This window comes from Rhodococcus sp. B7740 (assembly GCF_000954115.1).
In the GTDB taxonomy this organism is placed as follows: domain Bacteria; phylum Actinomycetota; class Actinomycetes; order Mycobacteriales; family Mycobacteriaceae; genus Rhodococcoides.
In genome coordinates this window covers 3,299,578-3,318,794 of the sequence record NZ_CP010797.1, presented here as the reverse complement: position 1 = coordinate 3,318,794, position 19,217 = coordinate 3,299,578, and the positions used below count along the sequence as shown (strand labels likewise).

At 65.8% G+C, this 19,217-nt stretch carries 16 protein-coding genes; 7 read left to right on the top strand and 9 right to left on the bottom strand.

Annotated elements, in window-relative coordinates; translation table 11 throughout:
* Nucleotides 1-29 precede the first annotated feature (29 nt).
* The 5 genes from nhaA to NY08_RS15305 all read right to left on the bottom strand — a co-directional run bounded on the left by nhaA (nt 30) and on the right by NY08_RS15305 (nt 5,302).
* Nucleotides 30-1,346 (bottom strand): Na+/H+ antiporter NhaA, encoded by a 1,317-nt coding sequence (gene nhaA, locus NY08_RS15325; RefSeq protein ID WP_045197296.1) that lies wholly within the window; start codon nt 1,344-1,346, stop codon nt 30-32.
* Between the two features lie 150 nt (nt 1,347-1,496).
* Entirely contained in the window at nt 1,497-1,880 is a 384-nt protein-coding gene (locus tag NY08_RS15320) for a DUF3054 domain-containing protein (protein ID WP_176459091.1), read from the bottom strand.
* A gap of 148 nt (nt 1,881-2,028) precedes the next feature.
* Nucleotides 2,029-2,580 carry a YceI family protein gene (locus tag NY08_RS15315; RefSeq protein WP_045197294.1) on the bottom strand — a complete coding sequence of 184 codons (552 nt, stop codon included), beginning with the start codon at nt 2,578-2,580 and terminating at the stop codon, nt 2,029-2,031.
* Nucleotides 2,581-2,686: 106 nt separating this feature from the next.
* Nucleotides 2,687-3,817 carry a lysylphosphatidylglycerol synthase transmembrane domain-containing protein gene (locus tag NY08_RS15310; protein WP_045197291.1) on the bottom strand — a complete coding sequence of 377 codons (1,131 nt, stop codon included), beginning with the start codon at nt 3,815-3,817 and terminating at the stop codon, nt 2,687-2,689.
* Nucleotides 3,818-3,826: 9 nt separating this feature from the next.
* Nucleotides 3,827-5,302 carry an adenylate/guanylate cyclase domain-containing protein gene (locus NY08_RS15305; protein ID WP_045200526.1) on the bottom strand — a complete coding sequence of 492 codons (1,476 nt, stop codon included), beginning with the start codon at nt 5,300-5,302 and terminating at the stop codon, nt 3,827-3,829.
* A gap of 142 nt (nt 5,303-5,444) precedes the next feature.
* On the opposite strand from NY08_RS15305, the gene NY08_RS15300 reads away from it, so the two are divergent.
* The 4 genes from NY08_RS15300 to NY08_RS15285 are packed head-to-tail and all read left to right on the top strand — an operon-like array spanning nt 5,445 to nt 8,724.
* On the top strand, nt 5,445-6,653 hold the full coding sequence (locus tag NY08_RS15300) for an AI-2E family transporter (protein WP_052683830.1): 1,209 nt from the start codon (nt 5,445-5,447) through the stop codon (nt 6,651-6,653).
* On the top strand, nt 6,640-7,809 hold the full coding sequence (gene macS / locus NY08_RS15295) for a MacS family sensor histidine kinase (RefSeq protein ID WP_045197287.1): 1,170 nt from the start codon (nt 6,640-6,642) through the stop codon (nt 7,807-7,809). The genes NY08_RS15300 and macS overlap by 14 nt, the downstream gene beginning before the upstream one ends.
* Nucleotides 7,806-8,465 carry a response regulator gene (locus NY08_RS15290; RefSeq protein WP_032397249.1) on the top strand — a complete coding sequence of 220 codons (660 nt, stop codon included), beginning with the start codon at nt 7,806-7,808 and terminating at the stop codon, nt 8,463-8,465. Before macS ends, NY08_RS15290 begins: the two co-directional genes overlap by 4 nt.
* 37 nt (nt 8,466-8,502) lie before the next feature.
* Entirely contained in the window at nt 8,503-8,724 is a 222-nt protein-coding gene (locus tag NY08_RS15285; RefSeq protein WP_032396663.1) for a hypothetical protein, read from the top strand.
* Nucleotides 8,725-8,726: 2 nt separating this feature from the next.
* On the opposite strand, the gene NY08_RS15280 is transcribed toward NY08_RS15285, so the two are convergent.
* Nucleotides 8,727-9,116, bottom strand: a complete 390-nt coding sequence (locus NY08_RS15280; RefSeq protein ID WP_032396662.1) for a hypothetical protein — start codon at nt 9,114-9,116, stop codon at nt 8,727-8,729.
* Nucleotides 9,117-9,225: 109 nt separating this feature from the next.
* Between NY08_RS15280 and NY08_RS15275 the strand changes: the two genes are divergently transcribed.
* The 3 genes from NY08_RS15275 to NY08_RS15265 all read left to right on the top strand — a co-directional run bounded on the left by NY08_RS15275 (nt 9,226) and on the right by NY08_RS15265 (nt 12,987).
* A complete protein-coding gene (locus NY08_RS15275) occupies nt 9,226-10,338 on the top strand; it encodes a glycosyltransferase (protein WP_045197285.1) in 1,113 nt (370 codons plus the stop codon).
* 21 nt (nt 10,339-10,359) lie between these two features.
* Nucleotides 10,360-11,010 (top strand): DUF1707 SHOCT-like domain-containing protein, encoded by a 651-nt coding sequence (locus NY08_RS15270; RefSeq protein ID WP_045197283.1) that lies wholly within the window; start codon nt 10,360-10,362, stop codon nt 11,008-11,010.
* 75 nt (nt 11,011-11,085) lie between these two features.
* Nucleotides 11,086-12,987, top strand: coding sequence for a DUF2339 domain-containing protein (locus NY08_RS15265; protein ID WP_200893115.1), 1,902 nt, complete (start codon nt 11,086-11,088; stop codon nt 12,985-12,987).
* Between the two features lie 157 nt (nt 12,988-13,144).
* Here NY08_RS15265 and NY08_RS15260 read toward each other — a convergent pair whose 3' ends face one another.
* From NY08_RS15260 to NY08_RS15250, 3 genes are all read right to left on the bottom strand, one after another.
* A complete protein-coding gene (locus NY08_RS15260) occupies nt 13,145-15,298 on the bottom strand; it encodes an MMPL family transporter (protein ID WP_045197281.1) in 2,154 nt (717 codons plus the stop codon).
* An 87-nt stretch (nt 15,299-15,385) separates the two neighbouring features.
* Nucleotides 15,386-18,526, bottom strand: coding sequence for an MMPL family transporter (locus NY08_RS15255; protein ID WP_045197279.1), 3,141 nt, complete (start codon nt 18,524-18,526; stop codon nt 15,386-15,388).
* Nucleotides 18,527-19,213, bottom strand: coding sequence for an NYN domain-containing protein (locus tag NY08_RS15250; protein ID WP_230596976.1), 687 nt, complete (start codon nt 19,211-19,213; stop codon nt 18,527-18,529).
* Nucleotides 19,214-19,217 lie beyond the last annotated feature (4 nt).

Below are 19,217 nucleotides of genomic sequence, written 5' to 3'. Positions count from 1 at the left end.
CACCGGAGCGGTCGGGATTCCAACGGTCGCTACTTCCGGTTCTGGTACACGTCCGGGATGCCGTCGTGGTCGTCGTCGCGGGTTTCTTCGATGTGGAAGTCCCGGTAGGCCTTGTTGCGGCTGCGCAGGATGATGGCGGCCAACGATGCTGCGATGATCGAACCGGTCAGGACGCCGACCTTGACGTGGTCGTCGCGCTCGGTTCCTTCGCCGAAGGCAAGGTCGCCGATCAGCAGCGAGACGGTGAATCCGATACCCGCGAGCATGGAGACGCCCAGGACGTCGAGCCATTTCAGTCCGGCATCCAGTGTGGCCCGAGTGAACCGCGAGACGAGGTAGGTGGTGCCGAAGATGCCGACGGCCTTGCCGATGACGAGGCCGGCGATGATGCCGATGGCGATCGGATCGGTGAGAGCGCTTCGCAGGCCGGAGAATCCGCCGACGGTCACACCGGCCGCACAGAATGCGAACAGGGGAACCGCGATGCCCGCGGAGATGGGCCGGATCTTGTGCTCGAAGTGTTCGGCGAGTCCGGGGCCTGCCTCGGGGCCGCCGTTGGCCTTGCTGCGCATGACCGGAACGGCGAAGCCGAGGAGGACACCCGCGACGGTGGCGTGGACACCGGACTCGTGCATGAGAACCCAGGTCACGACAGCCAGTGGGATCAGGATCCACCAGGAGCGAACGCGCATCTGTACGGCCACGGCGAACAGCGCGAGCGGAATCAGCGTCAGGCCGAGCGCGACGAAGTTGATGTCGTCGGTGTAGAAGATTGCGATGACGCTGACGGCCAGCAGGTCGTCGACCACGGCCAGAGTCAGCAGAAAGGTTCGCAATGCAGTCGGCAGGTGGGTGCTGATCACGGCGAGAACGGCGACGGCGAACGCGATGTCGGTTGCCGTCGGGATGGCCCAGCCGAGCAGAGCTCCGTCTCCGGTGCCGAGGTTGATCAGGACGAAAATGACTGCAGGAACTGCCATTCCGCCGACCGCCGCGGCCACCGGTAACGCGGCGCGTGCCGGATCGCGCAGGTCGCCTGCGACGAATTCTCGCTTGAGCTCGAGTCCGACGACGAAGAAGAAGATGGCCAGCAGACCGTCGGCGGCCCACGTCGAGAGCGTCAGATCGAGATGGAGCGCCGAGGGGCCGACCCGGGTGCTCATCAGCGAGTCGTATGCCGCGGACCAGGGTGAGTTGGCCCAGATCAGTGCGACGAGGGTGGCGACGAGAAGCAGTGCTCCGCCGACGGTCTCCTTGCGAAGGATCTGCGCGACGCGGTCGGCCTCGGACCAGGAGCCGCGGGAGAACAGCGGCAATCGTGTGGGTGGAGTCGATGAATCTGTCACGGTGAGAACGCCTTTCGGTAGCTTCGTCGAGCTGCGAACCGACCGAATGTCAGGCAGTGGGTGCGCAGCACAGAGTTGTTGCCGACCAGACTTCCCGGCGCACCGTGGATCATCCTATCGCGCCGAGGCCGTTCTCGACGAACTCTGCAGTCAACGAACGCTCGGCACGAACTTCGCCAGCGCTCGCCAACCCAGCAGCAGAACTGCGGTGGACAGCGTTGCGACGACGATGAACGATCCGGCTGTTCCCTGCCCGGTCACCGCACGTAACACCATGCCCACCGCGACCGTCATCACCCACACGACGATGCCCGTCGGGACGATGAGGAAAGCGTCGAACTTGTTGCGGTACAAGGCGAACGCGATGATCCAGCCGATGGCGGCACCGACGACGAACGGCCAGGCGGTGTGGAACAGGCCGGACAGTGCGGTGGCTTCGGCGTGACTGCGCCGACCGATCGCGGCGAACAGCACGACCATGAGCAGGTCGATGACGGCAGCAACTACTGGGGAACGAAACTTCACGCGCACCACTGTAGACACCGACAGCGAACGGCCCGCACCGACGAATGCGGTGCGGGCCGTTCGGGGACCACTTGGTGCGGATCGATGTGGGTGTCAGTCGCGTGGACTGCAACGAAGTCGCATTGATCCGGAAGAGGGGGGGCGAAGCGAGGCGGACTTACGCCTGCAGTCCGGCCTCGATTTCGAGGTTCAGCGTGATCTTGTCGCCGACGACAGCGCCACCGCCTTCGAGGGGCATGTCGATGCTGATGCCGAAGTCCTTGCGGTTGATGACGGTGCTGGCCTCGAAGCCGGCGACCGGTCCGTTGCCCATGCCTGCGTTGACGCCGTTGAACTCGAGCTTGAGATCGATGGAGTTGGTGACGCCGTGGAGGGTGAAGTCGCCCGTGACGACGAAGTCTCCGCCGTCGGCCTTGACCGAGGTGGACTTGAACGTCGCGGTGGGGAACTTCTCGACCTCGAAGAAGTCGGCGGTCTTGAGGTGGCCGTCGCGCTGCTCGTTGTCGGTGGTGATGGACGCGACGTCGATTTCGGCGTCGACCGACGGCGTGCCGTCCTCGGCAACGGTGATGGTGCCGCTGAAGTTCTGGAAACGGCCACGGACCTTGCTGACCACCAGGTGGCGGACGGTGAATCCGACGGTGGAGTGCGCCGGGTCGATGACCCAGGTGCCTGCGGTGAGCTCGGGAAGTGCGATCGCGGTGGTCATGGGGACTCCTAAGGGTTGAAGTTTCAATGCTGATAGTACATAAGCGGACCGGGGTCCGTATATATTCCGAGTGAACAGAAGGTGACGGACAACACAGCTCGTGACACTACGCGGGCTCCGGATCGCCCTTGGCGTCGCGGATGTCCTCGGTACGTCGCAGCTCGGCGGTCTCCTGCTGCTCGAGCGCGATGTCGAACTCGAGATCGGCGTGCTGGTGCTTGCGGAACAGCACGAGAAACACGATCCACCCGACGATGGCGACGAGGATGAAACTCACGCCGCGGTACACCAGGGCCGAGGCGACGGCCTGCGATGCGCTGATCGAGGCAGCACTGGTGAGGAACGCGATGAGGGTGGCGTCGACGACGACGAGGCCGCCGGGTGCGAGGGGAACGGATCCGACGGCTTTGCCCGCGGCGAAAGCGATGAGCAAACCGGACAGTCGCGGATCTGCGCCGACGGCGAAGCATGCGAACGCCAGGCAGGCGACGTCGCCCAGTCGATGCACGGCCGACCACGACAGGGTGAGTGCGCCGTCGCGTTTGCCGAGCTGAACGGACTGGATCTGGCCGATGATCTTGTCGATCCCCTCGGCACCCGCGTCGAGCTCGTGGTTGCGGAACGCGTTGTATCTCCGCAGTCCCCAGCGCGCGACGGTCTTGATCGACTCGGGGTGATCGGAGATGTAGCGAACGGCGGCGACGATGGCGATGACGCCTGCGATCGGAAGCACCACGGTGAACGTGTTGAACAAGCTGCCGACCACCAGTCCGCCCGCAACGCCGAGCACGGCCAGTCCTGCCGCGGCGATCACGCCGGAGATCGCCAACTGCCAGGACGCAACGACCGGGCTCGCTCCCCAGCGGCGTGTCTCGCGATAGGTGAACGCCGTGGAGAACACCTGGCCTGCGGGCAGGGTGAGCGCCATCGCGGTACTGCCGTAGATGACCGCCACGGACTTGCGCTGACGCACCTTCACTCCGCCTGCGTCGAGCAACTGCTTCTGCACCCTGCCGAAAGCGCTCAGCGACACCGCTTGAGCGACTATGCAGGCCGCCAGCCAACCCCAGTGGATCTCGCGGACAGCTGTCCAGGATTCGTGCAGCCGCGGCCACAGATAGATCGCCTCGCCGACCAGGAGCGCCACCAGGGCGATTCCGGCGATCCACTTGACCCACCGCAGTCGGTTTCGCGGACGCCGCACTGCGGGTCCGCGGGTGGAGCTGGGGTCGGGCACCCTGTCAGACTAACTGTCGCGCGAGGAGGAATCGGGATAGTCCACCGGCCAGGCCAGGTGGGTGGCCCGTCGTCGACCACGCAGTTGCACCTGGTCTCCCAGCTCCCACTGTTCCTGTTCCTCGTCGTCGGCGAAGTACAGGGCCGAGGTCGACGCCAGGACGCGTCCGGGACGCAGTTTGGCGAGCTCGGTGAGTCGCGAGGCCTCGTTGACCGGGTCTCCGATGACCGTGTACTCGAAGCGCTCCGACGCACCGATGTTTCCGGCGACGGCCAGACCCGCGGATACACCGATGCCGATGTCGAGGCCGGTGATCTCGTCGAGCGCGAATCTGAGTTCGCGCGCGGCGGCGAGCGCGGCGGTCGGGGCGTCGGGACGATCGAGTGGGGCACCGAAGATCGCGAGGGCCGCGTCGCCCATGAATTTGTTGACGAAGCCGTGATGACGTCCCACGACGTCGACGACCACTCGGAAGAACTCGTTGAGCAGCACCACGACCTCGCCCGGTGGGCGCTCGGATGCGGTGGCCGTGGAGCCGACCATGTCGACGAACAGCACTGCGACGAATCGTGTCTCACCGCCGAGTTCGGTTCCGAACTGCAATGCCCGACGCGCCACGTCCTCACCGACGTGTTGGCCGAACAGCTCTCGCAGGACGCGTCGTTCGGCCGATTCCTCCATCATTCGGTTGAAGCCCACCTGTAGGCGTCCGATCTCGGAGCCGTCGAACACGTCGACCTCGACGTCGGTCTCGCCGCGCTGAACGCGCTCGATGGCGCGGTGCAGCTGGCTGATCGGGTCGGAGATCTGGCTCGCGGTGAGCATCGAGAGCACGAACGCCTGCACGATCGCCAGCACGCTGAGCAGGATGATGGCCACCGCGAGCGCGTTGGGAGAGAACACCAGATCGGTGGTGATCTGCGTGGCGCACAGCAGGATGATGCCGATGACGGGCATCAAGGTGCCCAGTCCCCACGTCATGGCCATGCGGGTGCCGACGCCGGGCGTCATGGTGCGGTCGAATCGGCCCTCGCTCAACGCCAGTGCTGCGACCGGTCGCAGGATCCGTTCGCCGAGCATGTACGTGAATCCGAACGTCACGGTGGCGGCCATACCGACGGTGACGATGACGGCGATGGACAGCGACGGCATCTCCGCGATGGTCAGCAGCACGAAGATGATGCCGCCGATGATCCAGAGGATGAGGTGCACGATCGCCTGACGCAACGGCGCGTGCAGCGTCGTCATCTGTTCCTTGCGGGTGGGTGGGCCGCCGCGGAGCTGCCACCTGATCACCGACCGCAGGAGGAAGTACGCATAGATCAGGCTGACGACCAGGGCCACCAGTAGGTACGCCCCGAAGATGTACACGTTGCGCACGCGGTCGGCGACGATCGATTGCGATTCGGGGATGGGCAGGCCGTATCGCACGAAGGCGAACACGAGGACCGCACCGAAGACGTTGGCGATGAGCATCGAGAGCATATAGAGCGGCCAGCGACTCTTCAGGGTGAGCGAGACCGCTCGGAAAGATGCCAGCACGGGTTAAATTTAGCGGGTGAGCACCGACGAGTTGCGGGCGCAAGGTACGGGGGCGTCCCCGGGCCCCACTTCGGCTGCGGATTCGGTGCATCCACTGGTGCGGGTCGGCGCGGAATGGACGTGGCGACTGCTTGTCCTGTTTGCCGGATTCATCACGTTCTGCCTGGTGGTGGCCAAGCTCAGCACCGTCGTCATTCCGTTGGGCCTGGCGCTCTTGGCGTCGGCGATGCTCGTTCCCGTCGTCGATTGGATGCACCGACGCGGAGTGCCACGTGCCGTCGCGGTGATCGTCGTGATCATCGCCAGCATCGGTGTCGTCGCCGGGATCATGACCTTCATCGTCGAGCAGTTCATCGAAGGCCTGCCGCAGGTGGGTGACCAGTTCACCCAGTCCATCAACGGCATCGAAGAATGGCTCAGCAACGGTCCCTTGCACATCAGCGAGGATCAGATCAGGCAGGCCACCGACAGCCTCGTCAAGGTCATTCAGGACAATCAGGAAGCCGTCACGAGCGGAGCCCTGACGACCGCAGCGGTGATCGGTGAAATTCTCACCGGCGCACTGCTGACACTGTTCACCCTCATCTTCTTCCTGTACGGCGGCGATCAGATCTGGCAGTTCGTCACCCGACTGGCGCCGACCGCGGCCCGCAGAAGAATCCGCACCGCCGGCATCCAGGGCTTCGGGTCCCTGGTGGGATACGTCAGGGCGACGGTTGCCGTCGCAGCCGCCGATGCCGTCGGCATCGGTGCCGGTCTGGCCATTCTCGGTGTGCCACTGGCTCTTCCATTGGCCTCGTTGGTGTTCATCGGAGCATTCATCCCCATCATCGGTGCGGTGCTGACCGGATTCGTCGCGGTGTTCATCGCACTGGTCACCAAGGGCCTGATCACCGCGGTGATCACCCTCGGCATTGTGGTGGCCGTCATGCAGCTCGAAGGCCATGTGCTGCAACCACTCCTGCTGGGCCGCGCCGTGCGACTGCACCCGTTGGCGGTGGTCCTGTCCATCACCGTCGGCATTCTGCTCGCGGGCATTGTCGGAGGCCTGCTGGCGGTGCCGATCGTCGCCGTCCTCAACACCGCCGTGCGGTCGCTGCTCGCCGACGACCCGGACGAGGTCTACGAGGAACTCGAGGTGCCCGACCCGCTGTATTCCGCCGAGCCGAGCAATCCGGACACTCCGCCCGGAAGCGACGTGCCTGAGCGGCTTGCCAAGGGAGAGTTGACGACCCCGGATACCGAGGCTGCCGATACCGAGACAGCAGGTCCGAAGACCGATGCGGACGGCTGACCGGGTACGGACCACGCTCACCTCGTCCGATCCCGACACCCCGCTCTGGCGGGCCTCGCAGGCTTTCCGGCTGATCACACTGGTCTACGCGATCAGTTATCAGGCCGCGACCGTGGACAATTACACCAACCCGCGGCTGAGCTGGTTCCTCGTCGCTCTGATGGCCGTGTGGTCCGGGGCATCGGCGCTGATGCTCGCACGCGCATCACTGCCACGCTGGCAGGTGGTGCTCGCCGATCAGGTCATCGTCATCGCGCTGATGGCGTCGACGAGGTTGGTGGCCGATTACGAGTGGTACAGCACCCGCCAAACTCTGCCGACCACGCTGTGGGCCACCAACGCCGTCATCTCTGCCGCAATCCTGTTGGGCCCCAGGGGCGGAATTGCATCGGGGGTGGCGATGTCGGTGGTCAGCGCACTCGTCCGCGACCGCTTCGACTCCGATCTCTGGTCCGATGCCACCGCCCCGGTCTTGCTCTCGGCCGGACTGGCACTGGGATTGGCGTCGAACACCGCCAGGCGCGCCCACGAAGAATTGCGCCGCGCAGCACGATCGGCCGCGATCACCGAGGAGCGAGAGCGGCTGGCCCGGCAGGTGCACGACGGAGTGCTGCAGGTATTGGCCCTGGTACGACGGCGTGGTCTCGAAATAGGCGGGCCGGCAGCCGAACTCGCCGAGCTGGCCGGCGAGCAGGAAGTGGCTCTGCGTGTACTGATCTCGGAACAGGCAGCTCCTCGGGACGACCACACCGGCTCGATCGTCGACGTCAGGGCGCTGCTGCGAACTCAGGCGGGCACATCGATCTCGGTCTCGACGCCCGCCGATCCCGTGCTGGTCGAATCCGACGTCGCCGAGGAACTCGCCGCCGTCGTGGCCACCGCACTGTCCAACGTCGAACTTCACGCAGGAGCCGATGCGAAGGCCTACGTGTTGCTCGAGGACGTCGACGGGGAATTGATCGTCAGTATCCGCGACGACGGCCGCGGAATCCCTGCCGGACGGCTCGCCGCCGCCGAGGCCGAGGGTCGGATGGGCGTCTCGAAATCGATCCTCGGCCGCGTCGAATCTCTCGGCGGTACTGCGATACTCGACACCGACGAGGGTGAGGGAACCGAATGGGAGATCCGCATTCCGCGAGCGAAGGGACCGGAATGACAGAGGAAGCGAATGCCGACATCGCGGTGATGGTCGTCGACGACCACCCGATGTGGCGCGACGGTGTCGCCCGGGATCTCGAGGCCGCCGGATTCAGGGTCGTCGCCACCGCGGACGGCGTCGCCGCTGCAGGGCGCCGCGCCCGAGCGACCACACCCGATGTGGTGCTGATGGACATGCATCTGCCCGACGGCAACGGAGCCGATGCCACCGTCGCCGTCCTGGACGCCTCGCCCGAGACCAAGATCCTGGTGCTCTCGGCCTCCGCCGAACGCAGCGACGTGCTCGACGCGATCAAGGCGGGTGCGACCGGTTACCTGGTCAAGAGCGCATCGGCCGAAGAACTGTTCGACGCGGTCCGTGCCACGTCGGCCGGGCAGGCGGTGTTCACTCCCGGCCTCGCGGGCCTGGTACTCGGAGAGTTCCGGCGGATGTCGTCCTCGCCCGAGCCTGCATCCGACACTCGCCCGACGCTGACCGACCGCGAGACCGAAGTACTACGCCTGGTCGCAAAAGGATTGAGCGCCAAGCAGATTGCGACCCGACTGACGCTCAGCCATCGCACCGTCGAGAATCACGTCCAGGCGACCTTGCGAAAACTGCAGCTGGCCAACCGCGTCGAACTGACCCGATACGTCATCGAAAAAGGGCTGTGAGGGTTTGCGTCGGTAGCCGAGGGGCACTCTGCATTCCATGACCGACAACGAAAATGCAGTGGACACCACCGTCGACCCGGCGAAGCACTCGAAGGGGGTCGACGCCGATCTCGATCAGACCGGTGCCGAGCGCGACGAGGCGATCGACGAGTTCGACGGCCACCTGGACGGGTCGGGCGAGGAGTCCTCGCTACCGACGCCCGAGCCGACCGACGTGGCCGACAAGTCGGAGGAGAAGACCGTCACACGGTCCGAGTAGCGCTACGGACTGCACAACCTGCCGAGCGCGAACTTGGCGATCGGCACGTACGGCAGAACCAGTGGCAGCGGGCCGTCGATCGTCAACCACGCCCTGGTCCCGTTGGGTCGTGAGACGACGCCGTGCGTCAGGTCGACCCCGATAGCCTGATTCTGGAACCAGGCCGACCATGCCCACGTCCACGATCGCTCGTCGACCGAATGCACCCGGAAGTCGATCGGCAGCCCGAGCGGCCCCAGCACTCGGCCGGTGGTGTCGGCGTCCAGGCGTTCACCGCGGTACTCGACGCCGATGATCTGTGGAGCCCAGGTCTTCCAGGCCGTCGGTTCCATGTAGCGTTCCCAGACCTCGGGGGCGGGGGCGTTACCGGTCGATTGCAGTGTCACTCGCATCTGCCTCACCTACCCGTTGGTAGCGATCCCCACACAGAATTACGTGAGGGTTCGGCCACTGTCCATCACCGCGCCGTCGGGCGGACTCTCGGCTGGGGAGACTGGTCGGGTGCGCATCGTGCAGGTGGCCAACTTCTACGGACCGAGGTCCGGCGGCTTGCGGACGGCCGTCGACCAGCTCGGATCGGGGTACGTGGCCGGCGGCCACGAGGTGACTCTGATCGTGCCGGGCGATCGACGGAGTGAGACGCTGCTCCCGTCGGGAGTGGTGCGCATCGAGGTGCCGGCACCGCGGATTCCGTTCACCGGTGGGTATCGGGTGGCCGACCCGCGCCGAGTGTCCTCGGTGGCGGCCGGATTGCGGCCCGACGTGATCGAGGTATCGGACCGACTGACACTGCGCGGCATGGGTGCCTGGGCCGCGCGCCGAGACGTGCGCAGCGTGATGATCTCTCACGAACGTCTGGACCGTCTGCTCGCGCAGACGATGCCGATGCGCTGTGCTCGCCCCATCGCGGACCTGGCCAATCGGCGTACGGCCGAACAGTACGACGCCGTCGTGTGCACCACGGAGTTCGCGCAGCAGGAATTCGAGCGCATCGGAGTGCGTAACGTGCACCGAGTGCCGCTCGGCGTGGACCTCGACCTGTTCCATCCGCGGCGTCGGCACGTGGGCAACCGGTCGGCTTGGTTGGGCGACGCCGATCGCCTGCTGGTGCACTGCGGCCGGCTGTCGGTGGAGAAGCACGTCGAGAGAAGTATCGATTCGCTTGCTGCGCTCTGCGATTCGGGAATGCGGGCGCGGCTGATCATCGCCGGCGACGGCCCCCGCCGAGCCGGCCTCGAACGACGTGCCCGCGGCCTACCCGTCGACTTCCTCGGCTTCGTCGACGGCAGAGCGGCCGTCGCAGCCCTGCTGGCCTCCGCGGACATCGCTCTCGCACCGGGACCACACGAGACGTTCGGCCTCGCTGCGTTGGAATCGCTCGCCGCGGGCACCCCCGTCGTCGTCTCCGAGACCTCGGCGTTGGCGCAGATCGTCACCCCACACTGCGGCGGATCCTCCGAGAACACCGCAGACGGATTCGCCGCCGAGATCGAACGAGTACTCGAACTACCCGTCGACGGCCGCCGCACCGCCGCCAGGTTGCGCGCCGAACAGTTCGGATGGCCGGCGTCGGTGTCCGGAATGCTCTCCGTTCTCGGCGGTCGCGCAGCCTGAGATCTTCGCTACCCTGAACCCATGGAGGCGAGGGATCTGAGAGTGTCCGATGCCGAACGCGAACACGTCGGGCAGCTGCTGCAGCGCGCGGTGGGCCAGGGCATGTTGTCGCTCGGTGAGTTCACCGAGCGAATGGACACCGCATTGGCGTCGAAGACCCGCGGTGAACTGAACTCGGTACTCGCCGACCTGCCCGGGATGCAGATCGCCGAGGAACATCGCCCGGCACCGAAGCTCTTTCCCGCGCCCACCCCGCAACCGACGGCGCGCCGCGTCGTTCACGAGCATTGGGGACACGGCAGCGGCGCGTCGGACACACTGCGCGGCACCATGTCCACCATCACCCGCAAGGGACCGTGGAATGTGCCGCCGAGCATGCGCGTCTCCACCCGCATGTCGACGGTGACACTCGACTTCACGCAGGCGGTCATGTCCACGCAGGTGGTCGAGATTCACGTCGACGACTACTGCAGCACCGTGACACTGATCGTGCCCACCGAGGCGACAGTCGATCTCAACCGCGTCGAGACGGTGGCGGGTAGCGCCACCAACAAGGTCCGCACCGGGCCTCCGTACGGGCCGCTGCATCTCGTGGTCTCGGGCAAGGTTCGCTTGGGTTCGGTGACCGCCAAGCATCCCTTCGGTAGCTCGATCCGTCGTATGTTCGGCTAGCGAGGCGCTTCTACTCGAGCAATCCGAGTAGCACTACTCACGCTTTCCGGCCGCCACGGTCGCAGGATTTAACCCATGACTTCTCCCCAGAGCTCCGGGCTGGATCCGCAACTCGTCGCGCGACTGTCCAGCCGCTTCGATTCCTTGGGCGACCACATGCGCCAGGTGGCCGTCGACCTGCAGAACCTGCAGTCCCAGCTCGGTGCCGCAACGGCTCCCGCTCCCACGCGGCAGGCGTCGGCACCGGCAGCTCCTGCCGTTGCGCCGCCGGTGGCGTCACCACCGCTGCCTCCGCAGCCCTACGGTCAGCCGTTCGGCCACATCGTCCGTCAGCCGGCGGGGCAGCAGACGGCTCGGCCCCAGCCCGCCATGACCTACCCCGCACCACCCAGGGGACCGGTCGTCGCGCCTCGCCCGCCGGCTCCGCCGCGCGAACCGTGGTGGCAGCGTGACGGTGTCATCAGTCGTCTGCTGGCTGTCGCAGGCGCAGGCGTCACCCTCGTCGGTGTCGTGATGCTGCTCGTCCTCGCCGCACAGGCCGGGTGGTTCGGCCCTCCGCTGCGGGTCGCCGCGGGCGCAGTGTTCTCACTCGCGCTGATCGGTGCAGGTGTCCGAGTGTTCGGCCGCTCCGGCGGACGCATCGGCGGAATTGCCCTCGCCGCCACCGGCATCGCGGGCCTGTACCTCGATGTACTCGCGACGTCTGTCCTGTACGGCTGGCTCGATCCCGTACTCGGGCTGATCACCGCATTCGGAATCGCCGCAGCCGGAACGGCACTCGCAGTGCAGTGGACGTCGCAGCCGATGGCGGTGCTGATTCTCGCCGGTGTCGCGGTGTGTGGACCGGTGCTGACCGACGGCCTCACCCTGACCCTGATCGCATTCCTCATCGCCACGTACGTCGCCAGCTTTCCGGCTCAGATCGGCCGCAATTGGCCACTCCTGCAGGTCGTTCGGACCGTGCCCCTCGTCGGTGCGGTGCTGGCTGCCATCGCGAGTGTCGATCTGTCCGGATCCACCGGCGGCTTCTGGCTGCTCCTGGCCGTCGTGTCGGTGGCCGGCTTCGGGATCGGAACCTCACTGGAGTTGCTGCGCCGCAACGTCTCCGATGTGGTCGCCACCGTCATGATCGCTCTCGCGTCTGTGCCGGTGCTGGTCTCTGCCGACGTTTTCGATCGCGCCGCGACCGTCTCTGTCCAACTGGTTCTTGCTGCTGCAGCCGTGGCGATCGTGATTCTGGTGAGGTGGTTGCCGGGGCACGCTCGCATCGCCGTCGCGGTGATCGGAGCGCTGGCGACGCTGCAGGCCGCAGTCGAGTCGACGACCCTCGAGATTCGCCCGGTGGTGCTGTTCGCCGTCGCGTCGGCCCTGATCGCGGTGGCCCACAGCACCCGCTCGACACTCGCATACTCGATCGGCAGCGGATTCGGTGTGATCGGCGCACTGATGTTCGTCTCGGTCAGTCCGCCGCAGGCGCTGCTGGACTCCGATCACGCAGTGGGTAGCGTCGGTATCGCCCTGGGCGGAATCCTGCTCGCTGCAACGGCATTCGCCTTCGCATACGTGCTGGCCGAACTGAAACCGGTCGACGACGGACTGCGGACCCTTGCCATCGTCTCCGGCGTACTCGCGCTGTACGGCCTGACGGCGGCAACGGTGACCCTCGGCATCGGAATCGGTGGCGAAACAACGGGATTCACTGCAGGCCACACCGCGGCGACCATCGAGTGGATGATCGCAGCCTTCGCACTCCTGGCATTCGGGCTGCGCAGTGTCACCCACGCTCATCTGGCACTGCTGGCCGGACTGTCCTTGACCGCGGCGGCCATCGCAAAACTGTTCCTGTTCGACCTCGTCGCCCTGGACGGACTGTTCCGAGTCATCGCCTTCATCGCAGTGGGACTACTACTGCTGATCGCGGGCACCCGTTACGCGAAGGTGTTCGCGGACCGAGAGAGTGCGGCAGTGTCTTCCTGACCTCCCCACACCGCGTGAATGGACCACTGCATACGTCTGAGGAGTGCAGTGGTCCATTCACGCGTCCGACCCGAGCCCGGCCGCACCGCATCAATGGACCATTGCATACGTCTGAGGAGTGCAGTGGTCCATTGACGCGTTGTGGGGCGGCGGCGCGTCAGTCGTCTTTCGGAGCCGTTTCGCCCAGTCCGAGTCTGCGTTGCATGCGCTTCATGCCCGCCGGTGCCCACCAGCTCGCGTCGCCGAGCAGCTTCATCGTCGCGGGCACCAGGAACATGCGAATGACGGTGGCGTCGATGATGAGGGCCGCGATCATGCCGTACGCGATGTACTTCATCATCACCAGATCGGAGAACGCGAACGCTCCGGTGACGACGATGAGGATCAATGCTGCCGCAGTGATGATGCGGCCGGTGTGCGAAGTGCCGATATGAATGGCTTCGCTTGTGCTGGAACCATTTTCGCGTGCCTCGACCATACGAGAGAGTAGGAACACCTCGTAGTCGGTGGACAGCCCGAACACGATGGCGGCGATCAACAGCAGAATCATCGCCATGATCGGCCCGGGCGTGAAATTCAGCCACGCCGCGCCGTGGCCGTCGATGAAGATCCACGTCAGGATGCCCATCGTGGCACCGAGCCCGAGGGTCGTCATCAGCACCGCCTTGATCGGCAACACCAAGGATCCGAACGTCAGGAACATCAGTACGGTCACGACGATGACGACCAGCACCGCCATCAGGGGTAGACGATCCACCAGCGCATCGATCGAATCCCGTTCGATCGCAGGGGTTCCCGTCACCTCCATCGAGGTGCCCTCGGGAGTGTCGATGCTGCGCAGGAACTCGATGGCGGGCGCTGCGTCGTTGCGATCGATCAGTCCGGCCTTGAAGACGATGATCCCGTCCTTGCTGGCACCGACCGGGGTGAACTGCTCGACCAGGCCCGGTGCGTTGTTCGCCTGGGTGGTGATGGCGGCCAGGTTCGACCCCTGGGCGTTCTGGATGACCAATTCGATCGGCTCGGTGCGCTGGCCGGGGAACAGTTCGTCGAACCGTTCCTGCGCCACCCGCGTCGGATTGTCCGGTGGCAGATACGTCTCGTTGATGCCGCCGAACGCGAGGTTCCCGATCGGAAGCGTCAACGCCAGCAGCCCGAGCACGATGGTGACGACCACCTTGATGGGGTTGCGCATCACCCAGGTGGTGAGCTTGCCCCACATCCCGTTCTCGATTTCCTCCGACGACTTGGTCTTGCGCATGAACGCCAGGCCGAGGGCATCGACGCGTGGGCCGAGAATCGACAGAATGGCCGGCAGGATGGTGATCGCGTTCAGTGCCGCGAGAGCGACCGTCGCGATCGAACCCAGGGCGACCGACCGCAGGAACCCGTGCGGAAACAGCAACAGACCCCCGAGGCAGGCGACGATGATCGTCGCCGAGAACGCCACCGTCCGACCGGCCGTCATGACCGATCGACGGACGGCATCAGGCGTCGACCGGCCGTCGCCCAGTTCCTCTCGGAAACGCGACACGATGAACAGTCCGTAATCGATCGCCAAGCCGAGTCCGACCAGCGACACCACCGGTGCAACGAAGGTGTTCACGTCGGTGACGTGGGTGAACAGCTTCACGATGCCGTTGGCACCCACGACGGTCAGCGCGCCGACGATGAGCGGCAGCGCAGCGGCCACGACGCCGCCGAACACGAAGAACAGCAGCACTGCCACCGCCGGGATGGCAAGGATTTCCATTCGGTGGATGTCGTCGGTCATCGTCGACTGCAGGGCGGCCGCCACGGCCTGTTGGCCGGCGACCTGTACGTCGACGCCGTCGATGTAGAACGCGTTCTGGACGGCCTGGAAGTTCTCGGTCAGCTCGGTGTCGTCGGTACCGACGATGGCGATGCTCGCGATGGCGTGCTGCTTGTCGGTGGTTCCGAGCGCCGCCAGCACCGGGGCCTCGGCAGTTCGGAAGTAGCTGGCGTTGATCTTCGCGATGCGGTCCGGGTGATCGGCCACCAGCGAATCGAGACTGCCGACGACCGCAGCGTCGAACGCCGGGTCGTCGATGGTCGACCCCTCCGGAGCGGTGTACAGGACGATCACATCGCCCTCGGTGTTTCGGCCGAACGTCGCCTCGGCAAGGTTGTTCGCAGCCGCGGATTGCGACGTCGGATCGTCGAAGCCGCTCTGGCTCAAGTGGTCGGTGAGATCCCAGCCGTACGCGGCCAGGATCGACAGCCCGGCCACCATGACACCGAGAACGGTGTACCGGAGTCGGTGGACGAACTTTCCCCATCGAACGAACACGTGTGTGTAACTCCCCCTGGATGCACGCGACTACCGCCGCCACGTGAGTGAACCTCGGCTCAGGGAGGTTAGCCGATCACACGAGCGTCAGCGTGAACGGTTGCGCTCGCGTGCGAGCAATTCGCTGACGCTGAGCACCTGTCCGTTCTCGCCACCGCGATGACGACCGCTGTCGCCGCCCTCGGTGGTCGGTGCGGATCGGCGGCCCGACGGCTTCTCGGACCGTGGCTCGCTCGACGCGGATCCGTTGCTGCCGTTGCGTTCGGTACCGGTCTGCTCGGTGCCGTTGCGATCGGACCCGTTGGTGCCGTTTCGGTCGGTGCCGTTTCGTTCGGACCCGTTGCTGTGGCCGTTGCGATCGGAACCGTTCTGCGGGGAGCCGGTCTCGTCGCGACCGCCGTGGTTCGAAGCGCCGTGGTTCGCACCGCTGTGGTTCGATCCGTTGTGATCGGACCCGTTGGCGGTCGAACCGTTGCGCGGTGTGCTCGGGGGTGGTGATGCGCTGGGTGCTCGCAGGTCGGCGAGCCAGCTCTCGATGGAACGGGAATCCGGTTCCTCGGCGCGAGGCGCGCGTGCGGCCCGGGTTCGGCTCGGCGGCGCTGCGGGTGGACGCGGTGCGCTCGGTGCGCGGGGCGGCTCCGCCGACGGGGGAGCTGCCACCGGGTTGACCGGCGGTGCGGGCCGGACGACCTCCGCAGCCTGGGTCGGTTCCGGTTCGACGGTCGGCCGCGGCGCAACCGGCCGGCTCGGGGCAGGCCTGGGAGCCGGTCGTTCCTGCGGAGCGGCCTGGGTCCGAGGGGGAGTCGGGGTAGGTCGAGCAGCCGGTGCCGCAGGCGTGGCGGGAGCCGCACGGGTCGGCTCGGGTGGGGTTGCCGGACGCCCTGTCACACTGCGTCGGGATTCTTCCTTCGCCGCGTGGGTCGCTCGGATCGGGCCCCCGCCGTGCGGTGCGACCACGGGAATGGGTTCGGTGAGCGGCTCGCTGCGGCGCGGTGCCGCACGCATCGGCGGCGCGACCGTACTCGACGGTGCACCGCCCGCGAGAGCGAGCTCGGGCACGTCCGCCATGGGGAGCAGTTCGTCCTCGAGGATGGTCTCGCCGAGTCCGAGCTTCTGCTGAATCCGCTTCATCCACTGCGGGGCCCACCAGCAGTCGTCGCCGAGCAGTTTCATCGTGGCGGGCACGAGGAACATGCGGATGAGGGTGGCGTCGATGATGAGGGCCGCGATCATGCCGTAGGCGATGTACTTCATCATCACCAGATCGGAGAACGCGAACGCCCCGGTCACGACGATGAGAATCAGGGCCGCTGCGGTGATGATGCGTCCGGTATGCGAGGTTCCGATACGGATGGCTTCGCTTGTGCTCGCGCCCTTTTCGCGCGCTTCGACCATACGAGAGAGCAGGAACACCTCGTAGTCCGTGGACAAGCCGAACACGATCGAGATGATCAGCACCAGAACCGGAGCCATGATCGGCCCGGGAGTGAAGTTCATCAGCCCCGCACCGTTGCCGTCGATGAATATCCACGTCAGGATGCCCATGGTGGCCCCGAGACCGAGGACGGTCATGAGCACCGCCTTGATCGGCAGCACCAACGATCCGAACGTCAGGAACATCAGCAGGGTCACGATGAACACCACGAGCACGGCCATCAGCGGAAGTTTGTCGATGAGCGCACTGATGGAGTCCTGCTCGATGGCAGGGGTGCCGCCGACGAGAACCGACGCTCCGTCCGGCACGTCGATGCTGCGCAGGAAGTCGATGGCGGGCTTGGAGTCGTTGCGATCGACCAGTCCTGCCTTGAAGACGATTATTCCGTCCTTGCTGGCACCGACCGGAGAGAACTGCTCGACCAGGCCGGGAGCATTGTTCGCTTGATTGGTGATCGCGGCGAGGTTGGCACCCTGCGCGTTGCTGATCACCAGCTTGATGGGTTCGGTCCGTTGGCCGGGGAAGAGCGAATCGAACTCGCCCTGCGCTTCGCGGGTGACGTTGTCGGGCGGTAGGTAGGTCTCGTTGATGCCGCCGAACTTGATGTTGCCGACCGGCAGCGTCAGGAGCACCAGGCCGAGCACGATCGGGACGGTGACCTTGACGGGGTTGCGCATCACCCAGCGAGTGAGTCGGCCCCACATGCCGTTCTCGATCTCCTCGCTGGACTTGGTCTTGCGCATGAACTTCAGGCCGAGGGCGTCGACGCGGGGTCCCAGGATGGCGAGCATCGCGGGCAGGATCGTGATGGCCGTCAGAGCTGCGAGAGCCACGGTTGCGATGGAGCCGTAGGCCACCGACTTGAGGAAGCCCTGCGGGAACAGCAGCAGACCACCGAGGGACGCGACGATCATCGTCGCGGAGAACACCACGGTGCGACCGGCCGTCATGACGGTGCGGCGCACGGCCTGTGGCGTCGAGTAGCCGTCGCCCAGTTCTTCTCGGAATCTCGAGACGATGAACAATCCGTAGTCGATGGCCAGCCCGAGGCCGACGAGTGAGACCACGGGTGCGACGAATGAGTTGACCTCGGTGAAGTTGGTGAACACCTTCACGATGCCGTTGGCACCGACGACCGTCAGACCGCCGATGATCAGCGGAAGAGCAGCCGCGACGACGCCGCCGAAGATGAAGAACAGCAACACCGCGACGGCGGGGATCGCCAGTAGCTCCATGCGGTGGATGTCGCCGGCCATCGTCGACTGCAACGCGCCTGCGACGGCCTGCAAGCCGGTCACCTGCACGTTCACACCGTCGATGTAGAAGACGTCCTTGACGGCCTGGAAGTTGTTGGTCAGTTCGGTGTCGTTGGCACCGGCGATCGCAATGCTGGCGATCGCGTGTTGCTTGTCGGTGGTACCGAGGGCGGCGAGGTTCGGGGCAGTTGCCGTGCGGAAGTAGCTGCCGTTGACCTTCTCGATCTCGTTCGGGTGGTCGGCGGCGAGCGAATCGAGGTTGGCCACGATCTTGGATTGGAACTCGGGATCGTCGATCGTCGAGCCCTCGGGTGCGGTGTAGAGGACGATGACGTCACCCTGCTTGTCGCGACCGAACGTCGTGTCCGCCAGACGGGCAGCCTGGGCCGATTCCGACGTCGGATCGTCCCAACCGCTCTGACTGAGATGGCTGTTGAGATCGAGACCGTAGGCAGCGAAGCCCAGCAGTCCGGCCACCATGACACCGATAACGGTGTACCGCAGGCGGTAGACGATGTCTCCCCATCTGGCGAACACTTAAGAAACTCCTTGGCGCCCGACGAGCAGGGCGGACAGCGGTCGGAAGGGCTGCAGCCACGCACCTTCGTCGGGAAGCGAATCGAGACTCACCCGTGGCAGTGGCTCACGGAAGACGCCCGGAATGTCCTCGAGGTCGAGGAACTCCAGGATGTCCGACGTGACAGCCCAGCTTGCGTGCTCCCGGAAGCCCAGCACCTGCACGGGCACTCCGGTTGCTGCGATGGCCTCCAGTGGACCCTTGAACGCCTGACCGTCGGCGGACGCGACCATGACACCGGCGAGGCCGCCGTCACGGTTGCGGAAGTCGATGTGGTCGAGCATGTCTGCGTCGACGTCACTGTCTTCGTCGACCTTGGGCTTGGCGAACACCGCGAAACCCACGTTACGCAATGCTTCGACCCAGGGTCGGACGACATCTGCGCTGCCGGGGGCGATGTTGGTGAACACCGTGGCCTCGGGTTCGAGCGTCGCGGTGCCGGAGGTGGAGAGCTCGGCAGTGCGGCTGAGCAGCCATCGGCCCAGTGCATCGAAGCGCGGACGGTACGCAGCGGTGGGTCGGCCACCGAGAATTGCGCCGAGTCCCATGTCCAGGTTCGGGGCGTCCCACACCAGCAGGACGCGTTTGCTGTGGCGCGATTCACCGAGTGCGCCGAGTTCTGAGGGGTCGACCACGGTGTCGGGCATGTCC

Coding starts and splice junctions, on each gene's coding strand:
- NY08_RS15290 (WP_032397249.1), top strand. CDS start 7,806: ATGACAGAGGAAGCGAATGCCGACATCGCGGTGATGGTCGTCGACGAC.
- NY08_RS15315 (WP_045197294.1), bottom strand. CDS start 2,580: ATGACCACCGCGATCGCACTTCCCGAGCTCACCGCAGGCACCTGGGTC.
- NY08_RS15280 (WP_032396662.1), bottom strand. CDS start 9,116: ATGCGAGTGACACTGCAATCGACCGGTAACGCCCCCGCCCCCGAGGTC.
- NY08_RS15270 (WP_045197283.1), top strand. CDS start 10,360: ATGGAGGCGAGGGATCTGAGAGTGTCCGATGCCGAACGCGAACACGTC.
- NY08_RS15305 (WP_045200526.1), bottom strand. CDS start 5,302: ATGCTCTCGATGCTCATCGCCAACGTCTTCGGTGCGGTCCTCGTGTTC.
- NY08_RS15265 (WP_200893115.1), top strand. CDS start 11,086: ATGACTTCTCCCCAGAGCTCCGGGCTGGATCCGCAACTCGTCGCGCGA.
- NY08_RS15285 (WP_032396663.1), top strand. CDS start 8,503: ATGACCGACAACGAAAATGCAGTGGACACCACCGTCGACCCGGCGAAG.
- macS (WP_045197287.1), top strand. CDS start 6,640: ATGCGGACGGCTGACCGGGTACGGACCACGCTCACCTCGTCCGATCCC.
- NY08_RS15250 (WP_230596976.1), bottom strand. CDS start 19,213: ATGCCCGACACCGTGGTCGACCCCTCAGAACTCGGCGCACTCGGTGAA.